Source organism: Singulisphaera photorubra (assembly GCF_045290345.1).
Classification (GTDB): Bacteria; Planctomycetota; Planctomycetia; order Isosphaerales; family Isosphaeraceae; genus Singulisphaera.
The window spans coordinates 605225-626161 of sequence record NZ_CP155447.1; the positions used below are offsets into that span (position 1 = coordinate 605225).

Genomic DNA, 20937 nt, shown 5'->3' on the forward strand with positions numbered 1-20937 from the left:
AGACCGATCCTGATGTGAGAGGATGACGACCATGTTCGAGAAGTCGATCGTCAAAGTGGCGATGAATGGCCAGGGGGTCCTGCATCGCCGTGGTTTCCTGGAAGGCATCGGCCTCGCGGCGGCGGGGTTGGCAACCGTCAGCTTCACTGACATGCTGGCCTTGCAGGCGGAAGAGCTCCGCAAGCGACAGATGGCCTGCATCCTGCTCTGGATGGCGGGCGGGCCCAGCCAGATGGAGACGTTCGACCCCAAGCCGGACCACGCCAACGGCGGCGGCATCAAGCCGATCGAGACCGACGTGCCCGGCATCCTGATCGCCCCCGGTTGGGAACGGACCGCCAAGGTCATGAAGGACGTCGCCCTGGTTCGCTCCATGACCAACAAGGAGGGGAACCACGAACGGGCCACCTACCAGCTCCACACCGGTTACCCCCCCTCGGGAACGGTCAAGCACCCGAGCTTCGGTTGCGTGAGCGCCAACGAGCTGGGCGATCCCAAGTTCGACCTCCCGCATATCGTCAGTATCGGCGGAGCCACGATCGGCGCTGGCATGCTCGGCGTCTCGCTCGAGCCGTTCGTCGTACAGGACCCCACGAAACCACCCGCCAACGCCGTGCCGCCGGTCAACACCGCCCGGTTCTCGAGACGACTGGGCCTGATGCAAGCACTGGAGCAGGGGGCCTTCGAGCGGACCGGAGGCGCCGATCGGGTCAAGGATCACACCGCGCTCTACCGGCAGACGGCGGGGATGGTGCTCTCACCCCGGATGAAGGCGTTCGATCTCAGTGGTGAGGACGCCAAGGTCCGGGCCGCGTACGGAACGAGCGCGTTCGGCCAGGGCTGCCTGCTGGCGCGCCGACTGGTCGACGCGGGTGTAACCTTCGTCGAGGTTCGCTCCAACGGCTGGGATACTCACCAGGAAACCGTCGAGCGGGTCGCGAAGAACGCATCGCAGGTTGATCCGGGCTTCGCGTCCTTGGTGGCCGACCTGAAGAGTCGAGGGATGCTCGATCGAACGCTCGTGATCTGGATGGGCGAGTTCGGCCGCACCCCCAAGATCAACCCGACCGCGGGCCGTGACCACTTTCCCCGCGTGTTCAACATCGCCCTGGCCGGCGGTGGGATCAAAGGGGGCCAGGTCCTCGGCGCCTCGAGTCCCGACGGGTCCGAGGTCAAGGACCAACCGATCGCGGTCACCGACCTCCTGGCCAGCTTCTGCCACTCCCTGAAGATCGACCCGGCCAAGGAAAACATGAGCTCGCTCGGCCGGCCGATCAAGATCGTCGACGGCGGCAAGGTCGTCAAACAGCTCTTCTCCTGATCGACGATGTCGAGAGGAATTGCGTCTTCTCAAGAAGCCCGCTTTCCTTCCCGGAGGCGGGTTTCTGCTTGCGCCTGGCCGCAGTCCGGCCCTTATGGGTCCGAAGGGTTTCGGGATTGCCATGCCGTGGGGCGAACGGTCATCTCTCACGCAATCCAAATCATTCAATTCCTGAAACTCAGAAAGAGGGGCGGGGCGCCCGCGCTTCCAGGAAATCCCTCGACAAGCGTCGGGGGCCGGCCACAAACCAGCGGCCCCAGGACTGACGCCTGACAGCATTGCGCCGATTCCGTGGATTTTCCGCAAGACGACGGGCCTGCCGGGTCGATCATGGAATAGGGATCGGGAGGGTTGTGTCCGAGGATTGGTGACGTAGCCCCCCCGCCGTCTTATATGCCGACGTTCCCGAGGGGACTCGGTTCGCTTTCGGGAAAGGAGTTCCCATGCACCTCCTCGCTCGCACCGGTCTGGCCGTCCTTGGCCTGGCCCTGGCCACTCCGGTCGCCGTTTGGGCCGATCCGCCCGCTTCGGCCAGTAATCCGCACAATCACCGCCGGGGGCTGTTCGGCAAGCAGAAGCTCTGCGCCGAATGCCAGAGGGCGAAGCTGCAAGCCGAAGGGATCAACATTCCCCCGCCCCCATCGCTGCCCGGACAAGTCGTGTCCGAAGGCGTGGTGACCGAGGGAGGCGTCTGCACCACCTGCCAGTCACAGGCGGGACATCAGGGCGTGGTCGTCTCGGATTCGGCCTCGGGCTATGCCGTCGTTGGCGGCGATGCAGCGCCCGGATATGCGGTCGTCGGCGGCCAGGTTCCGAGTGCGGATCCGTCGCCGATCGGCGTCGTCCAGGCGCGACCCGGGCAGGCGCCGAGCCGTTCGGCTGGCACCGATCGCTCGGTGATGCAGGCCAGCACCGCCCCCGCCCCCGAGCCGATCAGGCCGGCAGGCTCCAACCCCCCCAGGATTCTCTCGCACCTCTTCGGCTTCTCCGCGATCGGCAGAGACTATCGCGAGGCGAAAGAGCGCAGGCGAGGAGAGGATCACGCCTCGATCCGCTACGACCAGCCCGAGACGCAGAAGATCAACGACTTGCCCGCGTCGAAGGTGTACGGCCGTAGCAAGGTGCGATAAGACCTCGCGAACGCAATCGCGCGAAGTCCGCTGAGGATCCGGAGGCGAATCTTAAAAACAAGAGCAGGGCTGATTCCCAAAGGGTTGGCCCGAACCGAAGGATGGATCCTCGGATCCAACGACCACTTCCGATTTTTTTTCGCCTCCCGAATCCGCTTCGGCCCCCGCCTTTTCGGCGGAAAAATGAGCCGAGAATCATCGCTCCCACACCCCCGGACCGGCCCATCGTCCCCCGACGATGGGCCGGTACCGGCGCGCGCCGTCAGGTTTCACTCCAGAATGAGGGTGGGTCGAACCGATCCACTACCCATGGCCAAACTGGACCACGAGCCACGTTCCTTCCGGGGGACGGAGGACACGTGGACGGGCCCTGGTCGCCGACATGCTCCACGCGGAGGATTGCGTGGGAGACTGTCGATCGCTTGCTTCCGGAACTCCAGGAGGGATACACCGATACGATACAAAAGGGAGTGACCATGCGTTTCGGAAAATGGCGAGGGGTGGCCTTGACGTTTGCCCTGGCGGCAACAATCACGATCGGACAGAGCCGTTCGGTTCGTGCCGGAGGGCTCCATACGATCCCTCGCGAAGTGGAAGCCGTCGACATCAATACGGGCGGGCCTTACTTCGCACCTCCGGTTCCCTATGGCCACTACGCCAAGGGGGGGCTCGGTGGTGGCCTGGCCAAAGTAGGTGGACTGCTGCATGGGGGTCTCGGAGGACACGGCAGCGGCTGTGGAATCGGTGGCTGTGGTCACGGTGGGGATTGCGGCGGCCAGAAGCATGGCCTTTTCCATCGTGACGGTGGATGCGACGACGGTGGATGCGGGAACGGCGGTTGCGGCACCAGCGGGGGCAACTGCGGCACCACCGGGGGCGGCTGTGGGCTGTTCAAGAAGGGCCACGGCGGAAAGTACTTCGGGAACGACGGCTGCAATGACTGTGGTGGGCTGGTCTCAACCGGTGGCACCATCGTGGCTCCCTCGAGCCAGGCTCCGCTCGTCTCGACCCAGTCGGCTTACCCCTCGGTTCAGTGCGGCGATTCCGGTTGCAAGCTCAAGCTTCGTCACTTCCACCGGCGTGGTCAGGGCTGCGACCAATGCAGCGGCAACGGCTGCGGGATCTGCCAGGGTGGGTCCGGGGGATTCTCGTCCGGTGACCTCTGCGGTAGCTGCCATGGTGGGGGTTGCGGAGCCTGCGGTGGACGTGGCCTCTTCGGTAAGGGCGGGTGTGGCGCTTGCGGTGGTAAGGGCTGCGGAGCCTGCATGGGTGGACATAAGTTGCTCGGCTTGCACAAGGCCCTCGCCGCCAAGTTACTCCACAAGGGTGACATCAAGTGGTTTGTGGGGCCTGGAGGCCCGGTGCCCCTCACGCCCGGTTATGTGCCCTACATCGTGACGACCCGTTCGCCTCGCGACTTCTTCGCCTTCCCTCCGTTCAACGAGAACGTCCCCTGATTTGTTTCTGATCGGGTACATCACCCCAAGATCCGACGAAGGCCCGGCATCACCATGCCGGGCCTTCGTCGTTTCTCGATGCCCCACACCAATTCCTCCCGCCCGGCATGGCATAGCCTCGACCAATTTTGCCGCTTTTACCGGCAACGGGACCAACAAGACGAGCGCAAGGGACTCGAATCGCTTGAGGGTCTCCATCAATCGGCCGACATAGAAGAAACCCGCCGGATGCACGGAGGCGACCTGGGCAACTCGTATTATTTTTTTTGATGAGGAGGGGTGGCGATGCGCGTTGGTTCTCCACGACTTGGCCGGATGGGGCTGTCGGCCCTGGCGGTCCTGGGCGCGGTCATGGTTTGGCCTGCTGTGCCGGCATTCGGGCAGGTCCCCCAGCCGAACATCCCCGATATCTCGGAGCGAAGCGGGTTGATCTCGCGATTCACGAAGATCGAGTCAACCCTGCCGCCGGACCCGCGCCGCGACCTCTGGTACCACACCCGCTGGGGCGACCGCCCCCACGGCCATCGCCCGAACAGCATCAAGGAAGGGGGCCTTTACGGCCACCCCATGAAGGCGAACTGCACGGCGAGCATCTACCCCTACTTCCACGGCAGCCCCGGCAAAAGCACGATCACTTGTGACTGCGTGCCCAAGCACCCGGCGCTCCGCGGCGTCCAGAGCTTCCTCAAACCGTTCAAGCCCGTGGGCATGTACTACGACCAAGGGTCGTACGTCCCGGTCCACGACCTCGATCCGATCGTCCCCGGCCCCGGCGCCTACCCGTTCCCCTGGTTCTTGAACCAGGCACGCGGCGGCTGAGCCAGAGCGAAGGGCATTGGCCATACGCCCGAAGCCATGGCGGCTTCCGCCTGCCGGCCCTCAAGCGAGAGGGTAGGGCAGGGCAGGCGGAAACCTGACCCTCAAGTCACCACCAACCATCAATCTTTGGTTTCCGTCGCCAACCACGCCTTCAACTCGGTCTGCAGTTGTCGCGCGAGTTCAGGATACTCGGCGATCACATTGCGACGTTCGGCGGGATCGGCCTCGACGTTGAAGAGTTCGGGGCGGCCACCGCTGGTGATGACCAGCTTGATCGGGCCTCGCATCGCAGCGAGTTGGTTCATCCCCTCGACCCGCCACTCCCAGAAAAGGGTACGGTCGGAAGCCTTGGCTTTGCCGGTCCAGGTCGGCCAGAGGTCCGCCCCGTCAACATGCCAGGCCGCCTCGGGGTGGGCGCCGGTGGCGGCCAGCAGGGTCGGAAAGAGGTCGGTCATGTGAACCACCTCATTCGAGACCACCCCGGCGGGAACGTGGCCCGGCCAGCAGGCGATCCCAGGGACGCGGATCCCCCCCTCCCACAGTGTGCGCTTCTGCCCACGGAACGGCCGGTTGCTGTCGTGGTAGTTGCTCGTTCCCAGGTTGCCCGACTCAAAGGTCGCTCCGTGGTCGCTCGTGAACACCACCAGCGTATCGCCGGCCAGCCCCAGGCCTTCCAGCGCGGTCATGATCCGGCCGACGTTCTTGTCGAGCTGGGTGACCATCGCCGCGTAAGTCGCCCGGATCGGGTTCGACGGATCCGCCTCGGTGAACTTCCCTTTGTGAAGCGCCACTTCTTCGGCCGGGGCTTCGATGTTGAAGTGCGTGTTAATGAAGGGAACGTAGAGAAAAAAGGGCGTTGGCTTGTCCTTGTGCCGTTTGAGGAAGTCGATGGCGTGGTCGGCGAACATGTCGTCGGAATAACCTGAGACCGGCTTGAGCGCCCGGCCGTGCCAGAGCTGCTCGGGATACTTCTCCCAGGCGTGTTTGGCGTCGGTGAAGCCGAAGAACTCGTCGAACCCCTGGTCCATCGGGTGGACGTAGGTCTTGCTGCCATCCCTCGGCTGACCGTGATGCCACTTGCCGAACAGGGCCGTGTCATAGCCGTGCGTCTTGAAGGCCTCGGCCAGGGTGACCTCGCGGGCGGGCAGGTCATCATTGTTCCGCGAGACCCCGTCGTGGATCGTATACCGGCCGGTCATCAGGGCCGCTCGGCTCGGGGCACAGACGACGGCGGCCGTGTAGAATCGCTTGAAAGTCGTCCCTCGCCCCGCCAGGCGGTCGAGATTGGGGGTCGCCCATTCGGTACGGCCGTTGAACCCGACGTCGCCCCAGCCAAGGTCGTCGGCCAGCAGAAGCACGACGTTGGGTCCTTTTGTCCCCTCGGCGGCCGCGAAAGCCGACGCTCCGATGCCGGACACGAGCACGGTCAAAACCAGCAGCAGACGATGGTTCATGGCAAGGTTCTCGATCGGGAGCGTTGCGTTTGCCAATCGGTCCTTCGGAGGGGCGACCTCACTCTACAAAAGTGAGTTGTCGCGGGCTATAGTGGCCCTTTCCGGGCCTCAGCCGTTTGGAATCAGTCTCGCGGATTCACATAAACCAAGAGAACGGGCAGGGGATGAGCCCCTTCTCAAATCTCTTCCGCCAGCCGAAGGGGTGAGCCGCTCCTCACGCCTCGCGGGACGAACCAGCACGCCAAGGGCCGGTCCGGACAGTCCGAGCCAAGGGCACGACTCTTAGGGGAACGACACGATGAGCCAGCGGAAGTTGCGGGTAGGCATGGTCGGCGGCGGGGGACCAGCCAACTTCTTCGGCGGACCTCACCGCCGCGCGATCCTCATAGACAACTCGGCCGAACTCACCGCGGGCGCCCTGCGGAGTAAGCCCGAGGAGTCGCTCGAGGCGGCTCGCGACCTGTTCTTCACACGCGGATACCCTGACTGGCAGACCTTGGTCAAGGCCGAGGCCGCGCTGCCTGAGTCGGAACGAATCGACTACCTGACCATCGTCACCCCCAACGATGCGCACTTCGGACCGGCCGACGCCGCCGCGAACGCGGGGATCGCGGTACTCTGCGAGAAGCCGCTGACGACCACGCTCGACGAAGCTCGCCGCCTGCACGCGACCATCGCCGCGCACAAGACTCCGTTTATCGTCGCCTACACCTACACCGGCTTCCCCATGGTCATGCTCGCCCGCGAGTTGATTCGCGACAGCGCCATCGGCGAGGTCCGCAAGGTCGAGGCCTGGTATCCCCAAGGCTGGCTCGCGACCAAGATCGAGGCCGACGGGCAGAAGCAGGCGTCGTGGCGGGTCGATCCCACCAAGGCGGGCGCTTCGGGATGCGGCGGCGACATCGGCACTCACGCCTACGAGTTCGTTAGGTTCGTCGCCGGCCGCCATGCGACCCGGATTCGCGGCCGCCTCAAGGCGCTCGTTCCCGGCCGCTCCCTCGATGACGACTTCACCGTCCTGGCCGAGCTCGATAACGGTGGGATCGCCACCATCGCGGCCTCGCAGATCACCATCGGAGCCCAGAACGATAACGGATTCCGGATCAGCGGCACGACCGGCACCCTCGAATGGTCGATCACCGACCACACCGTCCTGAAGCACTATACCGGCGGCCAGCCGCTCAAGGTCTACCGTCAAGGGGCTGACTACGACTACTTCCCCGGCTCGATCAAGCCCTACCTGCGGCTCCCCTCCGGCCACCCCGAAGGGTTCCACGAGGCCCTCGGCAACCTCCATCGCACCCTCGAATGGACCATCCGCGGGCGTCGAGGCGAGAAAGTGCCGACCCCCTACGAGCATCCGGGCATCCTTGATGGCGTCGCGGGCATGGCCTTCGTGGAAGGGGCCGTCGCCAGCTCGAACCAGGACGGTGCCTGGGTCGAGATGCCCAAGATCGGATAGCATCGACGACCGACGGCGGCCACAGCCGATCCGCCTCTTTTGTTGAGGAAGTGAGGAACTGTGAAAGACCCCTTGGTGCGATTCAGCGTCGCCATCGGTGGCGAATTACTCCAAAAATTCGACCAGTACCGCGAGACGCATCAGTACCCCAACCGGAGCGAAGCGGTTCGCGGTCTGATGCGCGCGGCCCTGATCGAAGACGTGATCACCGTGGACGATAGCGACGCGATGGGGGTCGTCACCCTGATCTATGACCACCACGCCGGCCGGATCTCGGAGCGGCTGACCGAGATCCAGCACTTGCACCTCGAGCGGGTGGTGACCACGACCCACGTGCATCTCGACGCACACCGCTGCCTCGAGGTGATCCTACTCCGCGGGTCGGCCAAGCTGATCCGCGAGTTGTCGGACAGCCTCATCGGCACCAAAGGGGTCGAGTCCGGCCGCCTCGTCCTGACCGCGGCCGGCCCCATCCCCGACGCTCACTCACACGAAAAAGGGGCACATAGTCACCCTCATCCACACAATCACGACCACGAACACGACGACGAAGGAAATCACCAACACTGAGGGACCCAAGTCGGGCAAGGGACCGCGCTCACTTCGGCAGCTCCTCCATCCCTTCCGCGTTCCGCTTCGCCTGAAGTTCTCGAAAAAACCAGAGCTCCTTGCGGTTGCCCCGGAGCGCCTCCAGCGCTTCACGCACCAGGTTGACGCAGGCCGCGAGCATCAGGAAGACGCCGAGAACCGCCAGAAGTGTCGGCAGGAAAATCAGGCGGTGATTGCCCGTCCAGACGTCGATCGCCAGCGTCAGACTCGTCCCCACGAACGCGCCAAAGGCGAGGTAGAGGGAGACCAGGGCGTATCGAATCCGGTAGCTTCGCCAGACCAGACGGTCGAGCTCAGCCTCCACGTTGACCAACCGTTCCCGCGGGAAGTCGAAATCCGAGCCGCGCCGGCCAATCCGGTCCCCCAGGTCGTTGAGGACCCGGATCCGATCCACGATTCGTGACATCCGATTCGAGGTCGAGATGATCAGCGAACCATTGGCTGTCAGGAAAATGGCCGGCGTAATCATCGCCGAGAGCGTCGCATAGACATCGTTGGAGAGGAGCGCGCTGGACGGGCTGAACGGCATGGGCAGACCTTCTCTATTTTTTTTCGCAGGGCGGGTCGAACGAATGGGCCAGGCCTCCGTTGCCCAAAATCATCGTCGCCCGGTCACTTTGACGTCAACTGGAGTCACAGTGAACGCTTTAGGCAAGAAGTCGTATGACCAGGGATGAGAACCGCTCCTCGACGAGCAAAATAAGATTGCATGGATGGCTGGCCTTAAAATCATCAGGTAGAGTTAGTGATGCATCGAAGGCGAGTTAAACTCTCCTGAACCGGAGAAGTCTTTCTCTCCTTCCTGAATTCGCACCGGAAGCACTGCGACTTCCCCTGACACCGCACCGTTGATGAGACACCCATGGCACGCAGAGCCGGACGAGCCGCGGCAACGCTCCGATTCGAGGCCCTCGAGCCTCGCACGCTAATGAGCGGTAGCACGACCGACGAGTTTTTCGTCCGGTTCAAGCCCAACCTCTCGGGGGGGACGATCCAGACGGCGCTGGCCACCGTGGGAGCCACCGTCGTCAAGCAGTACCCCTCCGGGCCGATGCTGATCTCTGTACGAGCGGCGAGCGAGCCCAGCCGAGTACTCCAGTGGTTCCAGTTCAGCCCGCTGGTCAGCTACGCCGAGCCCAACTCCACGATCCATGCCGCGGCGGCCCTCACGCCCAACGACCCCTACTTCAATCAGCTCTGGGGTCTGAACAACGCGAACGATGTCGACATTGATGCGCCCGAGGCCTGGGGCTTGACCCAGGGGCGGTACACGACGGTCGTGGCGGTACTCGATACAGGCATCGACCTCAAGAATGTCGAACTGACGAATCGACTCTGGGTAAACCCGGGCGACCTCTCCGGCTCCGACGGGTTTCGGAATGCCGTTTACGGCTGGAACTTCGTCAATAACAACAACAACGTGCAGGATACCAACGGGCACGGCACCCACGTCGCGGGCATCCTGGCGGCGGGGGGTAACAACACCTATGGAGTCACCGGGGTCGACTGGTACTCCAAGATCATGGCCGTGAAGGTGCTGGACAATCGGGGTGACGGCACTACCGACGCGGCGGTCAACGGCATCTACTTCGCCGTGAACCACGGGGCCCGGGTGATCAACGCGAGCTGGGGCGGTGGCGACTATTCGCAAGCCCTCCGCGATGCAATCGCCTATGCCGGAGCGCACGGGGTCGTCTTCGTCACGGCCGCGGGCAATAACGGAACGAATAACGACATCTCAAACTCTTACCCCGGTGCCTACAACCTCAACAACGAGATCACCGTCGGCGCGGTCGACTCGCTAGGAAGGCTCGCCAGCTTCTCCGACTATGGCGCCCGGACCGTCGACCTGGTCGCCCCCGGGGTCAATATCCTGAGCATCATCCCGGGGAGCTTCGCGTCCTACTCGGGAACCTCGATGGCCACCCCCTACGTCACCGGCGTCGCCGCCCTGGTGCTCAGCCTCCACCCCGAATTCGACGCGGAACAAGTCGTTCAGCGCATCCTGGCCACCACCAAGCCCCTCCCCGGCGTGGCCGGCAAGACGGTCACCGGCGGAATCGTCAGCGCCTACAACGCCGTCAACTTCGGTGCCAACGTCACCTCGACCGCGGTCGCGGACAACGGTATCCCCAGCACGGTCACGCTCGTCCCCAACGGAACGAGCGACCTCGACCTGCTCGCCAAGATCCTCGGAACCAACGACTTCTACAATAGCCAGGGCGGGACCAACGCCGGATTCGTCACCGGGCTCTACCGAACCCTCCTGCGACGCGATCCCGAGCCCGCGGGCCTCGCAAGCTGGGTCGGAAGGCTCGATGCGGGCCAGACGCGAATCCAGATCATCGAAACCTTCGAACGCACGCCCGAAGCCCTCCAGGTCAAAGTCGCACACTGGTACCAGGACGCCCTGGGCTGGAATGCCCCCCTGGCCCAGCTCAAGTTCGACCCCGGCGTCGTCTACTGGAGCAGCTTGCTCGCCGCCGGCCAGACCGACAACGCGGTGCTCGCCCGAATCCTCTCAACCAGCGATTACCTGGTGGCCAGCGGAGCGACGAACGAGGGATTCGTCACCGGTCTCTATCGTTCCTTGCTCGGCCGGTCGACCGATCCGGAGAGCTTCAACTACTTCGTGGGCCTGCTCCAGGGCGGAATGTCCCGCGTCAACCTGGTTCAAAAACTCCAGAGCACGTTCGAGGCCAAGCGCACCAAGGTCGCTCGCTGGTATCAAGATCACCTGGGCTGGAACCAATCGCTGGCCCAACTCCAGATCGATCCCGGCGTCCAGTACTGGGCCCGATTCCTCGGAGACTCCTGAGCGCCGAGCCGTCCCCTCATGCCCACGGATCGAGGCCGACGGCTCCCTCTCCATCTCCCTTTCCCGATTGCCCTCGGGTGGGTATGATCCGACTCCCAAAGGGTGGGGAAGAGTCACGCTCAAGGAGGAGCCATGACCGTCACAATGCGCCCCATGACCTCAAGCCTGCGCGACGCGATGGCCGTGGTCGAACTGTTCCTTGACTTCTTCCGCCGCGACCTGCTCAACTTCTACCCTCAGTTCCACTTCGAACGCCTCCCCAACGACCTGGGCTCATTCGACGTCCGGTTCGGCCCTGACTTCCAGCTCATCGATGAGCCCGAACGCAACGGCGAATCGCTCGACATCGCTCTCTTCGGCGCCCGACATCGGCTCACCCCACGCCACGGTATTCGATTCACCCTGAACGATCAGCAGATGATTCGCGCCCTGGGCGCCGTGCTCACGCTCCGCTACCACCACCTGTTCCAGATCGCGCACTCGTCGCGTCTCGAACTGTTCCAAGGGGGTTCAGAAGACCACTACGTGGCCGCCTTCATCGACCCCTCCGCCTACGCCTTGAGCACCGCGCAGCCAAGCCGGATCGCCTCCACGATCCTGACCTTACGGACCGCGGCGCTCTCCACTTATGAGAACCGCCGCGTCTCCACGGGCGCCCTGCTCCTCGGTCCCGGCGATGACTCCGATCACTCGCTGACTCGCACCTCCGCCGACGCGCTCTGCTACGGCGTCGAGCTGACCAGCCTGAAGAGCATCCACCGGCTCTGTGACGGCAAACGGACCTTGTTCCTGGTCGATCGCGAGGGGAAGCTCGCCGACATCATCGACGTCGAGCGCTGGGCATCCGCGATCCCGGGGGCCGGAAGCAGTGACATCCCGAGCGCCCGCGCCTATACCGCCCACGCACGGGCGACCCGCGTCTGCGGACACGTCTGCCTGGTCCTCAGTCCGAACCAGGAGATCAAGCTGTTTGCCGGTGGCTTACAGGCCTTTGTCTTCGCCCACGGCCGGTGGCGGATCCTCGACCCGGCCGCGAAGTTCGCCGTCTGGGAAGCCGCGACCGCCCATCCCACGCTGGCGCGGATGCTCTTCCAAACCGCACTCGACCTGGCCGAGTCTCGCCAGGGCGGCCTCTTCGTGGTGGCCACCGATCCCGGGTCCGCCGTCGGCCGTCTGATCGCACCGCACGACCTGCTCGACCCCGACGCCAAGGTCCCCTGCGGCCCTCCTCCCGAACTGACCCCAGGCGACCCACTGGCCAAGCTTGCGTTGCACTACCTCGCGCGAGGACGCAACGTGACCGAGCTCGCCCCCTCCGTCCTGGAAGCCCTGGCCGGCCTCGACGGCGCTGTCGTGACCGACCGGAACGGTGGCCTGATCGCCTTCGGAGCCATCCTCCGCAACGATGCCTCCCAGCTTTCGTCGCCAATCACGGCCGAGGGGGCACGCACCACCGCCGCCCTGGTCGCCAGCCGGTACGGCCCCGTCCTGAAAGTCAGCGAGGACGGTCTCATCTCCTGCTTCCTCAACGGCGCCAAGGTCTGGGACCTCTGAGAAGGCACTCCAGGCCAATCCAACGCATCCTTACGATGGCATAAAGCACCAACCCGTTCGAATCCCTCCCGGGCTCGCGCCATTTCAGGTTTCCCCGCGCACTCCTCATCCCCAGACCGTTCCCGTCGAACCGCTGGCCCCTCAAAACTGGGAGGCTGCGCACCGGCCTCATGACCTGAGCCCACGACATCCGGTTTCCACGGCCGAACCAATCATTGCCGACACCAGCAACTCCGAATATCCCAAACAATCAATCGATAATACTGTTGCAATGCTTCCGAGGCCGGATCTCGAGAAATTGGAGCAACGAACGCCGACGTCATGTTCCGGACGGGATGTTGATCGCGACCAACCAGGCCGGTACGATGCCCTTCCTGTTCCAAAAAGGATCGACACGCCCCCTGATCCGGAAGGATTCCACTGTGAGCTCTCCGCCCACCCGACCGATCCATCGAACCGCCAAGGCTTTCGCCTTCGCGGCCGCAATCGTCGGCCTCACTTCAGCCACGTCAAACGCCCAATCCCAGGCTGCTCCACCGAACACGGCCCCTCAAAAGAGCCAATCCCTGGCTCGCTATGTTCCCGGTGAAGGGTTGATCTTACTGATCGACCATGAGGGCTTCGAAGCCCAGTCAGACGCCTGGAAGGGAACCGCCGCCTTCAAGATGCTGACCGACACCACGCTCGGGGCCATGTTCGAAAACATCGCGGCTCAGGTCGTCGATCGTGGGCTCCAGTCCGCTCCCGGCGCACCGATCAACGGCAAGGAGGTCGTTGCGTTGCTCGCGCATCTGGCCTCCAAGGGGTTTGCGATCGGCTTCTGCGGATCGTTGAACCCACCTCAGCCCAAGGCCGCGGTGATGGTCATTCGCGACGCCGGTCAGAATGAAGTCGCCAAGCGAATCATGAAACGACTCGAGGACGTCGCGCAGCAGGCCGAGCAGCCGAACGGCCGTAAAGTCTGGTCGATTGCGGGGGCTCCCGTCCGCTGGTGGTTCGAGGGCCACGACGCCGTCTTCTCCTTCGTCCCCCCCGGTGCACAGGCCGACCCGGTCGCCGAAACCCTCGACGGCAAAACTCCTAGCGCCTTGAAAAACCCGATCTTCACCGCCGCCGCGAAAACCGAGGGCGATGTCGTTCCCGTCGGCCTGCTCTTCGTGGATCTGGCGGGGATGCCGCCATTGCCCCGAAACCTGGTCCAGGCCGGGCTCGACGGCATCAAGCGAGTGGAGGCACACTGGGGGATCCAGGGTAAGGCCATCGTGACCACACTCGGCGTCCAGGCACCCCGGCCCCGGCGCGGCGTTCTGGCGCTCCTCGATCAGCCTCCTCTCGGCGCCGGGACCAGACTCGCTCCCCCCGAGGGCGTGACCGACTACACACTCCTGTCGGTCGACCCTGCCAAGTTCGCCGACGTCCTCCTGGCGATCCTGGCCCAAAACGACCCGCGCACCGCCAAAGAGGTCGGCCGATTCGCCCAGGACTTTCAGAAGCGTACCGGGCTCAACCTGCGCAAGGGCCTCCTCGAGAAACTCGGGCCGAGAATGGGGGTCCTCACACCGAAGTCGGGCGGAGTCGGCAACCTGATGGCGATGTGGTTCAACCCACCTGATCTCGGGGTCGTGATCGAGTTGAAGGATCCGCAGGGCTTCGAGGCCACGCTCGGCCGTCTGATCGAAGTTGCCAACAACGAACTCAAGTCGGCCGGCGCCTTGGTCCCTCGCCAGGCGAATCGCCCTGCCAGGCCGGGAACGGAGTTTGCCGAATTCCGTCGTCTCAAGGCCCCCGAACGTGGATACGTGCTCTCGGTCCCCCCTTCGGTGCTGCCAACGCCGGCCGGTTTGCGCCCGACCATCCTGATCGATCTCGAGCGCGGTCGGCTCGCGCTGGCGGGAAGCCTCGCCTCGGCTCGGCGGGCCTTACCGGCCCTGATCCTGGACGCCCCCGGATCGAAACCGATGGAGAACCGGGACGCCCTGCTGGTCGCCAAGTCCGATCCAACCGCGAGCCTTCCCGAGCTGCTAGCCAACATACCAGCACTCGTTCAATTTGTTGGTCTCGCTGCCGCTCAGCCTCAAGGCCCGGGCGGTCCGGCGGCGATCCCGTTCCGGCTCGAGTTCGATCCCGACGACATCCCCGACGTTGAGGCTCTCCGCTCGCATCTGTTCCCGACCAAATTCACGCTTGCCGCAAACGAGTCCGCGATCCTGTTGACGGCACACTCCGCATTCCCGATCCCGGTGCCGAAACTCAGCGGCGGGATGGAGACGCCCGTCCTGGTCGCACTCCTCTTGCCGGCCGTGCAGGCGGCTCGCGAGGCCGCCCGCCGCGCCCAGTGCACCAACAACGTGAAGCTCTTGGGGCTTGCCCTACACACCTATTATGACGCCAAAGGGAGCTTGCCTCCTCCAGCCATTCTGGACCGGGCCGGCAAGCCACTCCTGAGCTGGCGCGTGGCGATCCTCCCCTTCGTCGAACAGCAGGCGCTCTACAACGAGTTCCATCTCGACGAACCGTGGGACAGCGTTCACAACAAGACCCTGATCCCTCGAATGCCTACCATTTATGCGTGTCCCAGCCGACGCAACCCCGAGCCAGGGACGACCAATTACCGCGTCTTCGCCGGGAAGCAGACGGCATTCGAATCGACGGGTACGAAGTTTGAGGAATTCACCGACGGCACGTCAGGGACCCTCGGCATCGTCGAATCCAACGAGCCAACCCTCTGGACCAAGCCCGATGAACTCCCGTTTACCGGCGACGGGGAGGCGGCCCTGAGCCTGGCCGGGTCGGACCACACCGGTGGATTCAATGCCGTACTCATTGATGGCACGATTCGATTCATCAAGGACTCGATCGCCGCGGACGTCTTCAAGGCACTGCTGACCCGCAACGGCGGCGAGATCATTCAGGACTATTGAGTCGCGCATCGATTCCGCATCGGGAGGCGTCACCTCCCGATGCGATCGAAAACCATGATCCGCGACGGCGCCCGAGTCCCGATGATTCTCACGGTTTCCGCAACGGGCTTGGTTGCCGCCGTCATTCCCTCGGGGTCGTCGCGAGTCCGAGGGAAATACGGACGGGCCAGCCGTGCTACGGCTTCAACCGGGCCGGAATTCCATCGCGATTCTCGCCCGGTCGCCTGGTTCGCCATGAGTTCCGGACTCGGAACTCATGGCGAACCACACACAGATATCTTAATTTAACTATTTTTTCTTCGCTCAACCACTCCTCGAAAACCCATCCACCGAAAAAGAGCAATCAACTTTTATCCTTGGCGATCGAGGCAACCGTCGCCCCCACGAAACGGATGTAATCCTCGGGGGAGAGCACGATTTGCAAACCTCGCATTCCCGCCGAGATCGAGATCAGGTCGAAGTACTGGGCCGTCTCGTCGACAAAGACGGGATAGTTCTTCTTGCAGGCCAGGGCGGTCACGCCGCCGCGAATATAGCCCGTGAGCGGTTCGACCTCTTTGAGGGGCACGGTCTCAACCTTCTTATCCCCGGTCGCCTTCGCCAGGGCCTTGAGGTCGAGTTGGGCATCGCCGGGCACCACCGCCAGGCAGACGCCATTTTTGTCCCCCCGGGCCACCAGGGTTTTGAAAACCTGTTCGGGAGGGAGGCCGACCTTCCTGGCCACCGTCTCGGCGGCCAAGTCTTCGGGATCGAACTCGTACTCCCGCAACTCGAAGCGAATGCCCTGGCGTTCGAGGAGCCGGACCGCGTTGGTCTTGACCATGCCCACGACGATGACCTCAGTGCTTTGGAATTCGATCGCCCTGACTGGCCGTCCGGCTAACGTTTCCGGAAGACGGTCGCCATGGCCGCGGAGACCAGGTTTCCTTCCAGCTCCATGGCCTCCCGCAACAGACAGCTCCGCTCGGCCTCGGATCGGGTGATCACGCCGAGCTGCACGAGGAGCCGGCTTCGGATGTCGGGTTCATCGGCGTAGGTGAGGCCCTCGCGATAGGCTGCCTCCGCCTCCTGACGATGGCCGAGTGCCCCGGCAAACTGGCCAAGTTCCAGATAGAGGGGAGCCAGCCCGCTCCATTGGGCGACCGCCCGCCGCGCCAGGTGATGCTTCTCTTTCGGCGTTCCCGGCCCGTCCACAAGAGCGAAGAGGGCGAGGAAGGCCTCGTGCTCCCATTCTCCGAGTGCGAGCCGCCGCGCCAGCCAGAGGTTCGACCGGCAGTGATACCAACCGCCCGCCAGTTCTTCGGTCGCCTCGTACGCCTCGACCGCCTGGTGATGTCGCTCCAACAGCAAGAGCGTCAGTCCTTCGAGGTATCTCGGTTGTGGGTCGAAGCGATCCGCGCGGGCCGCGTCGCGAAACAACTCCAAGGCCGCTTCATGATCTCCCGTAATGGCCAGGGCGCTTCCCCGATCGACGAGGATGGTCGCGGGGCGGAGCGAGATCCGGTTCCGCTCGTGGAAAAACTGAACCTTTCCTTCCGCCACCGGAGGCGCCTCGGCCACCTCGTAGCGCCGGCCCGCGACTTCGATCACCACCCGGTTGAGCGGCTCTCCCGCCCGCACTTGAGCCGCGCGCCGGCGATAGGAGTCGGACGCGTCAATCCGGGCCATCCCCTTCAGCGCATCAGCCAGGCGCTCCGCGAAGTCGGCCGCCTCGTCAGTACGGCCAAGGTAGCGGTGGACCTCGTGCAAGCTCCTCAGATAGGCGATGACGCCCTCGGTGTCCCCACTGCGCTCGCAGAGTTCCAGGGCATGCAGGAAGGGGGAGATCGCTTTCTCGGCGCCACCGGAGTGGAAGTAGCAGTCTCCCAGTTGGCCGTAGGTGACCGGCAGGTAGCGATCGGCCCCGGAACCCCGGAGGGACCGAGCCTCGATCAGTAAATCATTGAGTGTCGTGGCGGCCGCGCGATACTCCAGCGCCTCCACCTGCGCGTCGGCGTGCTGCAGACCTTGCCGCCAGCGGGCCAGCGGGTTTTCTTCATCAGGGCCGGTCAGGAACTGAACGAGGGTAGGATCGCCCAGGTCTTGGTCGAAAACCTCCGCGATGGCGATCAGGCCATGGATATACCGTTGCGCCCGCGTTGGATCGTCACGGATCGCCTCCGGCAGTTGGCGCCAGGCGGGAAAGTGGGTTGCGATCAATTCGCGGTTGGCGCGTGCGAGGGCCGTCAGCGGCTTCCGATTCCCGGCGGAAGCCGCAACGATCAGACGATCCCTCAACTCATTGGGATCGCCGATGATCGACGCCTTAGCCTTGCGGAAGCGGTCGAAGAACCCCATATCGTCCCCCGGTGGCGGAGCGAACGTTCTCATTGAAGCGATGATCCGTGGTGGAAACCCGTACTTCGGAACATAGTCCCTGGAGCATCGCCTCGCAAGCGGCAGGGGAGCCCGGCATCGCCGCACAAGACTCGCAACGGCCAACGTGCGGACCTGAACCACCGCCACCGTTGGCCTGGGCCTACTCGTCGTCGGCCATCGGACCAGACGGTCACCGATGATGACTCAAACGCGACGGCAGCCGTTCCCTCCGGCTCCCCAGCGTAGGAGTCACGCAGCCAAAGATCTCCCAGATCATATCCAATTGAATCTATTCATTATTGCCAGCAAAATCCAGACGATCGACCCCTCTTCGGAAAAAGCCAAGACATAATTAAAACAAGCATCGCAATCGAAGGATCGGGGCATGGTAATCCTGGGTGTCAAACGGGCCAGCCCATGCGAAGGTCCGAAGACAGGGAGCTTACGCTCCCCGCTCGCCTTCAAGGCGAGCGAAATCCATGAAATCACGATCGCTGTCGTCCCTTGGTTGTTGGTCTTCGCTCGCCTTCCAAAGGCGAGCGGGGAGCGTAAGCTCCCTGTCTTTGGGCTGGCCAAGAGTCCCCAGTAATGTGGCTATACGCATCGATTTTCGCAGTCATTTTATTACTTCTATCTGCGTTAAAAACTCCTGCAACAGTAATTCCATATATCCGATCATGGAAAGCCCAATAACCCCTGCGCCTTTTCGGCCACAACGCCGTCAGGGTCTGATCGCGGATGACGCCGTGCGAGAGGGCCGTGTCCGTTGGCAGCCTGAATCGGCGGCCCCAGAAACATCACCATCTTCTGCCAGATCGTGGTGATTGTCCGGCCGATCGGCCTGGTCCCCACGCAACGCAACCATTCCCGTGGAATCACGCAGGGGGGTCCGAGAGTTGCAGGGATACTCATCGAACTCGAGCAGGATGATGACGCGTCTTGTTCCGGACCGTCCTGACACAAGCATCTTGCTCACAACGGCACGCGTTCCCCCTTTACGGAGAGACACCTATGGATCGCCGCGAAATGTTTGGGATGGTCGGAGCCGGTGCGATTGGCTTGACCGCGTTGGCCGCCAAGGCGGACGAAACGGCAAGCGGTGAGAACTGTTGTCAACTCGATCAGGCCCATGCCGACTGCTACAAGGCATGCGCCGACTGCGCGAAGGCCTGTGACATGACTTTCCACCACTGCTTCAAGCAAGTGGCGGAAGGAAAAAAGGAACATGCCAAGGCGCTACACCTGGCGTCCGACTGCGCAGCGTTCTGCAGCCTCTCGGCCAGCATGATCGCCAAGCACAGCCCACTGATGGCCCACTCGTGCCACGCGTGCGCGGACGCCTGCAAGGCGACGGCGGCGGAAGTTGGCAAGTTTGATTCCGCAGAGATGAAGGCCGCGACCAAGTCACTCCACGATTGCGAGAAATCTTGCCGTGAGATGGTGGCGAGGATGGGGGGCAGGACCGAGCTCAGGGCCAACTGAGCTTCATGACGGATCTGGCCTGTCCTGAATTTCAGTCAAGTCAAGCCCTAACCCGTCGCACGGCCGGGGCGGCCGTGCGACGAATCGACCGGACTTTACCCACAAACATTCCAACATTATTGCAACCCAGCAAAAAAAAGTGAGCGAAGCGTCCGCGGTCCCAGGAAATGGAACGCAACAACCAAGGCGGAAACCGCTCGCGATCGTCCTGGACCAGGCTCCACAGGCCGGAACAGGACTTTTTTTGTTGGCATCGGTCTCGGTTCTGGGTCATCCTGAAACCATTCAACGGCTCGTTCTCGCTATCAGGAGATTCCCGTGTCTTCGAGGTTCGCCCTGCCTTTGCTTCTCGCGTTGTCCGCCCCGCTGTCGGCGGCCGAGTTCCCGAACTTCCGCACCCAGGAGCTCGACCCGCATGTCGGCAACGTCTGCTACGCGGTGACCACGGCCGACGTCAACGGCGACGGCAAGCTCGACGTCGTCGCCGTGACGGAAGATGCGGTCGTCTGGTTCGCTAACCCAACCTGGGAAAAGCATACGCTTACCAAGGGCGTCACCGAAAAGGACAACGTCTGTATCCAGGCCCGCGACATCGACGGCGACGGCAAGATCGACTTCGCGCTGGGCGCAGGCTGGCAGCCGGCGAACACCAAGTCGGGCGGCACGCTTCAGTGGCTCCGCCGCACCAGCGACGAGAACGCCCCCTGGCAGGTCATCCCGATTGGTTCCGAGCCCACGATCCACCGGATTCGCTGGGGGGACGTGCTGGGCACCGGCAAGGCCCAGCTCATTGCCGTCCCGCTTCAGGGACGCGAAACGAAGGGACCGAACTGGGGTGAAGGGAAGGGCGTGCGGATCCTGGTTTACTCCGTCCCCGCGCACCCCGAGAAAGATCCGTGGCCGATGCAGGTTGCCGACGACTCGCTGCACACGATTCACAACCTGCAAGCGATCGACTTCGACGGCGACGGCAAAGACGAGATTGTCCTGGCCGCCTGGGAAGGGGTGTTCGTGCTCAAATGCGACGCCAGCGGGCGGTGGGCGAAAACAAAGCTCGGGACGGGCAACCAGGAGGCGACTCCGTTCAAAGGGGCCAGCGAGGTGAAGGTCGGGCGCCTGGCTGAGGGGGGCCGCTACATCGCCACGATCGAACCCTGGCACGGCTTCCAGGTGGTTGTCTACACGCCTCCGAAGTCGGGGACCGGACTCTGGGACCGCCAGGTCATCGACGAACCGGTGCAGTGGGGCCATGCGGTCTGGTGCGCGGACCTCGACGAAGACGGCGACGAGGAGTTGATCATCGGCCAGCGCGACAAGAGCAAGGACGCGAATCGCGACCCGGCCGGCCCCGGGGTCCTTGTCTATGACCCACGTCCCGGTTCAACCCCCTTGGCCTTTACCCGTCACGTGATCGACAATGGGGGTGTTGGGACCGAGGACCTCGTCTCGGCCGACCTGGATGGCGACGGTCGCGAGGACATCGTGGCAGGCGGCCGCTCGACACATAACGTTCGGGTCTACTGGAACCGCGACCAGAAATAAAGAATCCCCC

General features: G+C 63.6%; 14 protein-coding genes and 1 pseudogene. 11 read left to right on the top strand and 4 right to left on the bottom strand.

The genetic code is table 11. The features are described 5' to 3' along the window. Nucleotides 1-31 precede the first annotated feature (31 nt). The 4 genes from V5E97_RS02215 (at nucleotide 32) to V5E97_RS02230 (ending at nucleotide 4727) form a co-directional block, all read left to right on the top strand. Nucleotides 32-1321: a DUF1501 domain-containing protein gene (locus V5E97_RS02215; RefSeq protein ID WP_406697655.1), complete on the top strand. Its 1290-nt coding sequence runs from the start codon at nucleotides 32-34 to the stop codon at nucleotides 1319-1321. Between the two features lie 443 nt (nucleotides 1322-1764). Then, nucleotides 1765-2451: a hypothetical protein gene (locus V5E97_RS02220; protein ID WP_406697656.1), complete on the top strand. Its 687-nt coding sequence runs from the start codon at nucleotides 1765-1767 to the stop codon at nucleotides 2449-2451. A 476-nt stretch (nucleotides 2452-2927) separates the two neighbouring features. Then, nucleotides 2928-3908 carry a hypothetical protein gene (locus V5E97_RS02225; RefSeq protein ID WP_406697657.1) on the top strand — a complete coding sequence of 327 codons (981 nt, stop codon included), beginning with the start codon at nucleotides 2928-2930 and terminating at the stop codon, nucleotides 3906-3908. Nucleotides 3909-4193: 285 nt separating this feature from the next. Beyond that, nucleotides 4194-4727, top strand: coding sequence for a hypothetical protein (locus V5E97_RS02230; RefSeq protein ID WP_406697658.1), 534 nt, complete (start codon nucleotides 4194-4196; stop codon nucleotides 4725-4727). Nucleotides 4728-4846: 119 nt separating this feature from the next. On the opposite strand, the gene V5E97_RS02235 is transcribed toward V5E97_RS02230, so the two are convergent. Continuing rightward, nucleotides 4847-6181: a sulfatase family protein gene (locus tag V5E97_RS02235; protein ID WP_406697659.1), complete on the bottom strand. Its 1335-nt coding sequence runs from the start codon at nucleotides 6179-6181 to the stop codon at nucleotides 4847-4849. Nucleotides 6182-6479: 298 nt separating this feature from the next. Here V5E97_RS02235 and V5E97_RS02240 point away from each other — a divergent pair, with 298 nt between their 5' ends. Next, nucleotides 6480-7643 (top strand): Gfo/Idh/MocA family protein, encoded by a 1164-nt coding sequence (locus V5E97_RS02240; protein WP_406697660.1) that lies wholly within the window; start codon nucleotides 6480-6482, stop codon nucleotides 7641-7643. 72 nt (nucleotides 7644-7715) lie between these two features. Further along, nucleotides 7716-8111, top strand: a pseudogene (nikR, locus tag V5E97_RS02245) (nickel-responsive transcriptional regulator NikR); the annotation flags it as partial. 130 nt (nucleotides 8112-8241) lie between these two features. On the opposite strand, the gene V5E97_RS02250 reads toward nikR, so the two are convergent. Then, complete coding sequence (locus V5E97_RS02250) at nucleotides 8242-8781, bottom strand: DUF2721 domain-containing protein (protein WP_406697661.1); 540 nt, start codon at nucleotides 8779-8781, stop codon at nucleotides 8242-8244. Between the two features lie 333 nt (nucleotides 8782-9114). Here V5E97_RS02250 and V5E97_RS02255 point away from each other — a divergent pair, with 333 nt between their 5' ends. The 3 genes from V5E97_RS02255 to V5E97_RS02265 all read left to right on the top strand — a co-directional run bounded on the left by V5E97_RS02255 (nucleotide 9115) and on the right by V5E97_RS02265 (nucleotide 15545). Further along, the gene (locus V5E97_RS02255; protein ID WP_406697662.1) at nucleotides 9115-11070 is read left to right on the top strand and encodes a S8 family serine peptidase; all 1956 of its coding nucleotides are present in this window, start codon (nucleotides 9115-9117) and stop codon (nucleotides 11068-11070) included. 132 nt (nucleotides 11071-11202) lie between these two features. Next, complete coding sequence (locus tag V5E97_RS02260) at nucleotides 11203-12624, top strand: hypothetical protein (protein WP_406697663.1); 1422 nt, start codon at nucleotides 11203-11205, stop codon at nucleotides 12622-12624. 422 nt (nucleotides 12625-13046) lie between these two features. Beyond that, entirely contained in the window at nucleotides 13047-15545 is a 2499-nt protein-coding gene (locus V5E97_RS02265; RefSeq protein ID WP_406697665.1) for a DUF1559 family PulG-like putative transporter, read from the top strand. A gap of 343 nt (nucleotides 15546-15888) precedes the next feature. On the opposite strand, the gene ybaK is transcribed toward V5E97_RS02265, so the two are convergent. Together ybaK and V5E97_RS02275 are read right to left on the bottom strand one after the other, a co-directional pair. After that, the gene (gene ybaK / locus V5E97_RS02270; protein ID WP_406701116.1) at nucleotides 15889-16368 is read right to left on the bottom strand and encodes a Cys-tRNA(Pro) deacylase; all 480 of its coding nucleotides are present in this window, start codon (nucleotides 16366-16368) and stop codon (nucleotides 15889-15891) included. A 56-nt stretch (nucleotides 16369-16424) separates the two neighbouring features. Then, entirely contained in the window at nucleotides 16425-17915 is a 1491-nt protein-coding gene (locus V5E97_RS02275; protein ID WP_406697666.1) for a tetratricopeptide repeat protein, read from the bottom strand. A 999-nt stretch (nucleotides 17916-18914) separates the two neighbouring features. Between V5E97_RS02275 and V5E97_RS02280 the strand changes: the two genes are divergently transcribed. After that, entirely contained in the window at nucleotides 18915-19385 is a 471-nt protein-coding gene (locus V5E97_RS02280) for a four-helix bundle copper-binding protein (protein WP_406697667.1), read from the top strand. 318 nt (nucleotides 19386-19703) lie between these two features. After that, nucleotides 19704-20927, top strand: coding sequence for an FG-GAP repeat domain-containing protein (locus V5E97_RS02285; protein WP_406697668.1), 1224 nt, complete (start codon nucleotides 19704-19706; stop codon nucleotides 20925-20927). The last annotated feature ends 10 nt before the right edge of the window (nucleotides 20928-20937 follow it).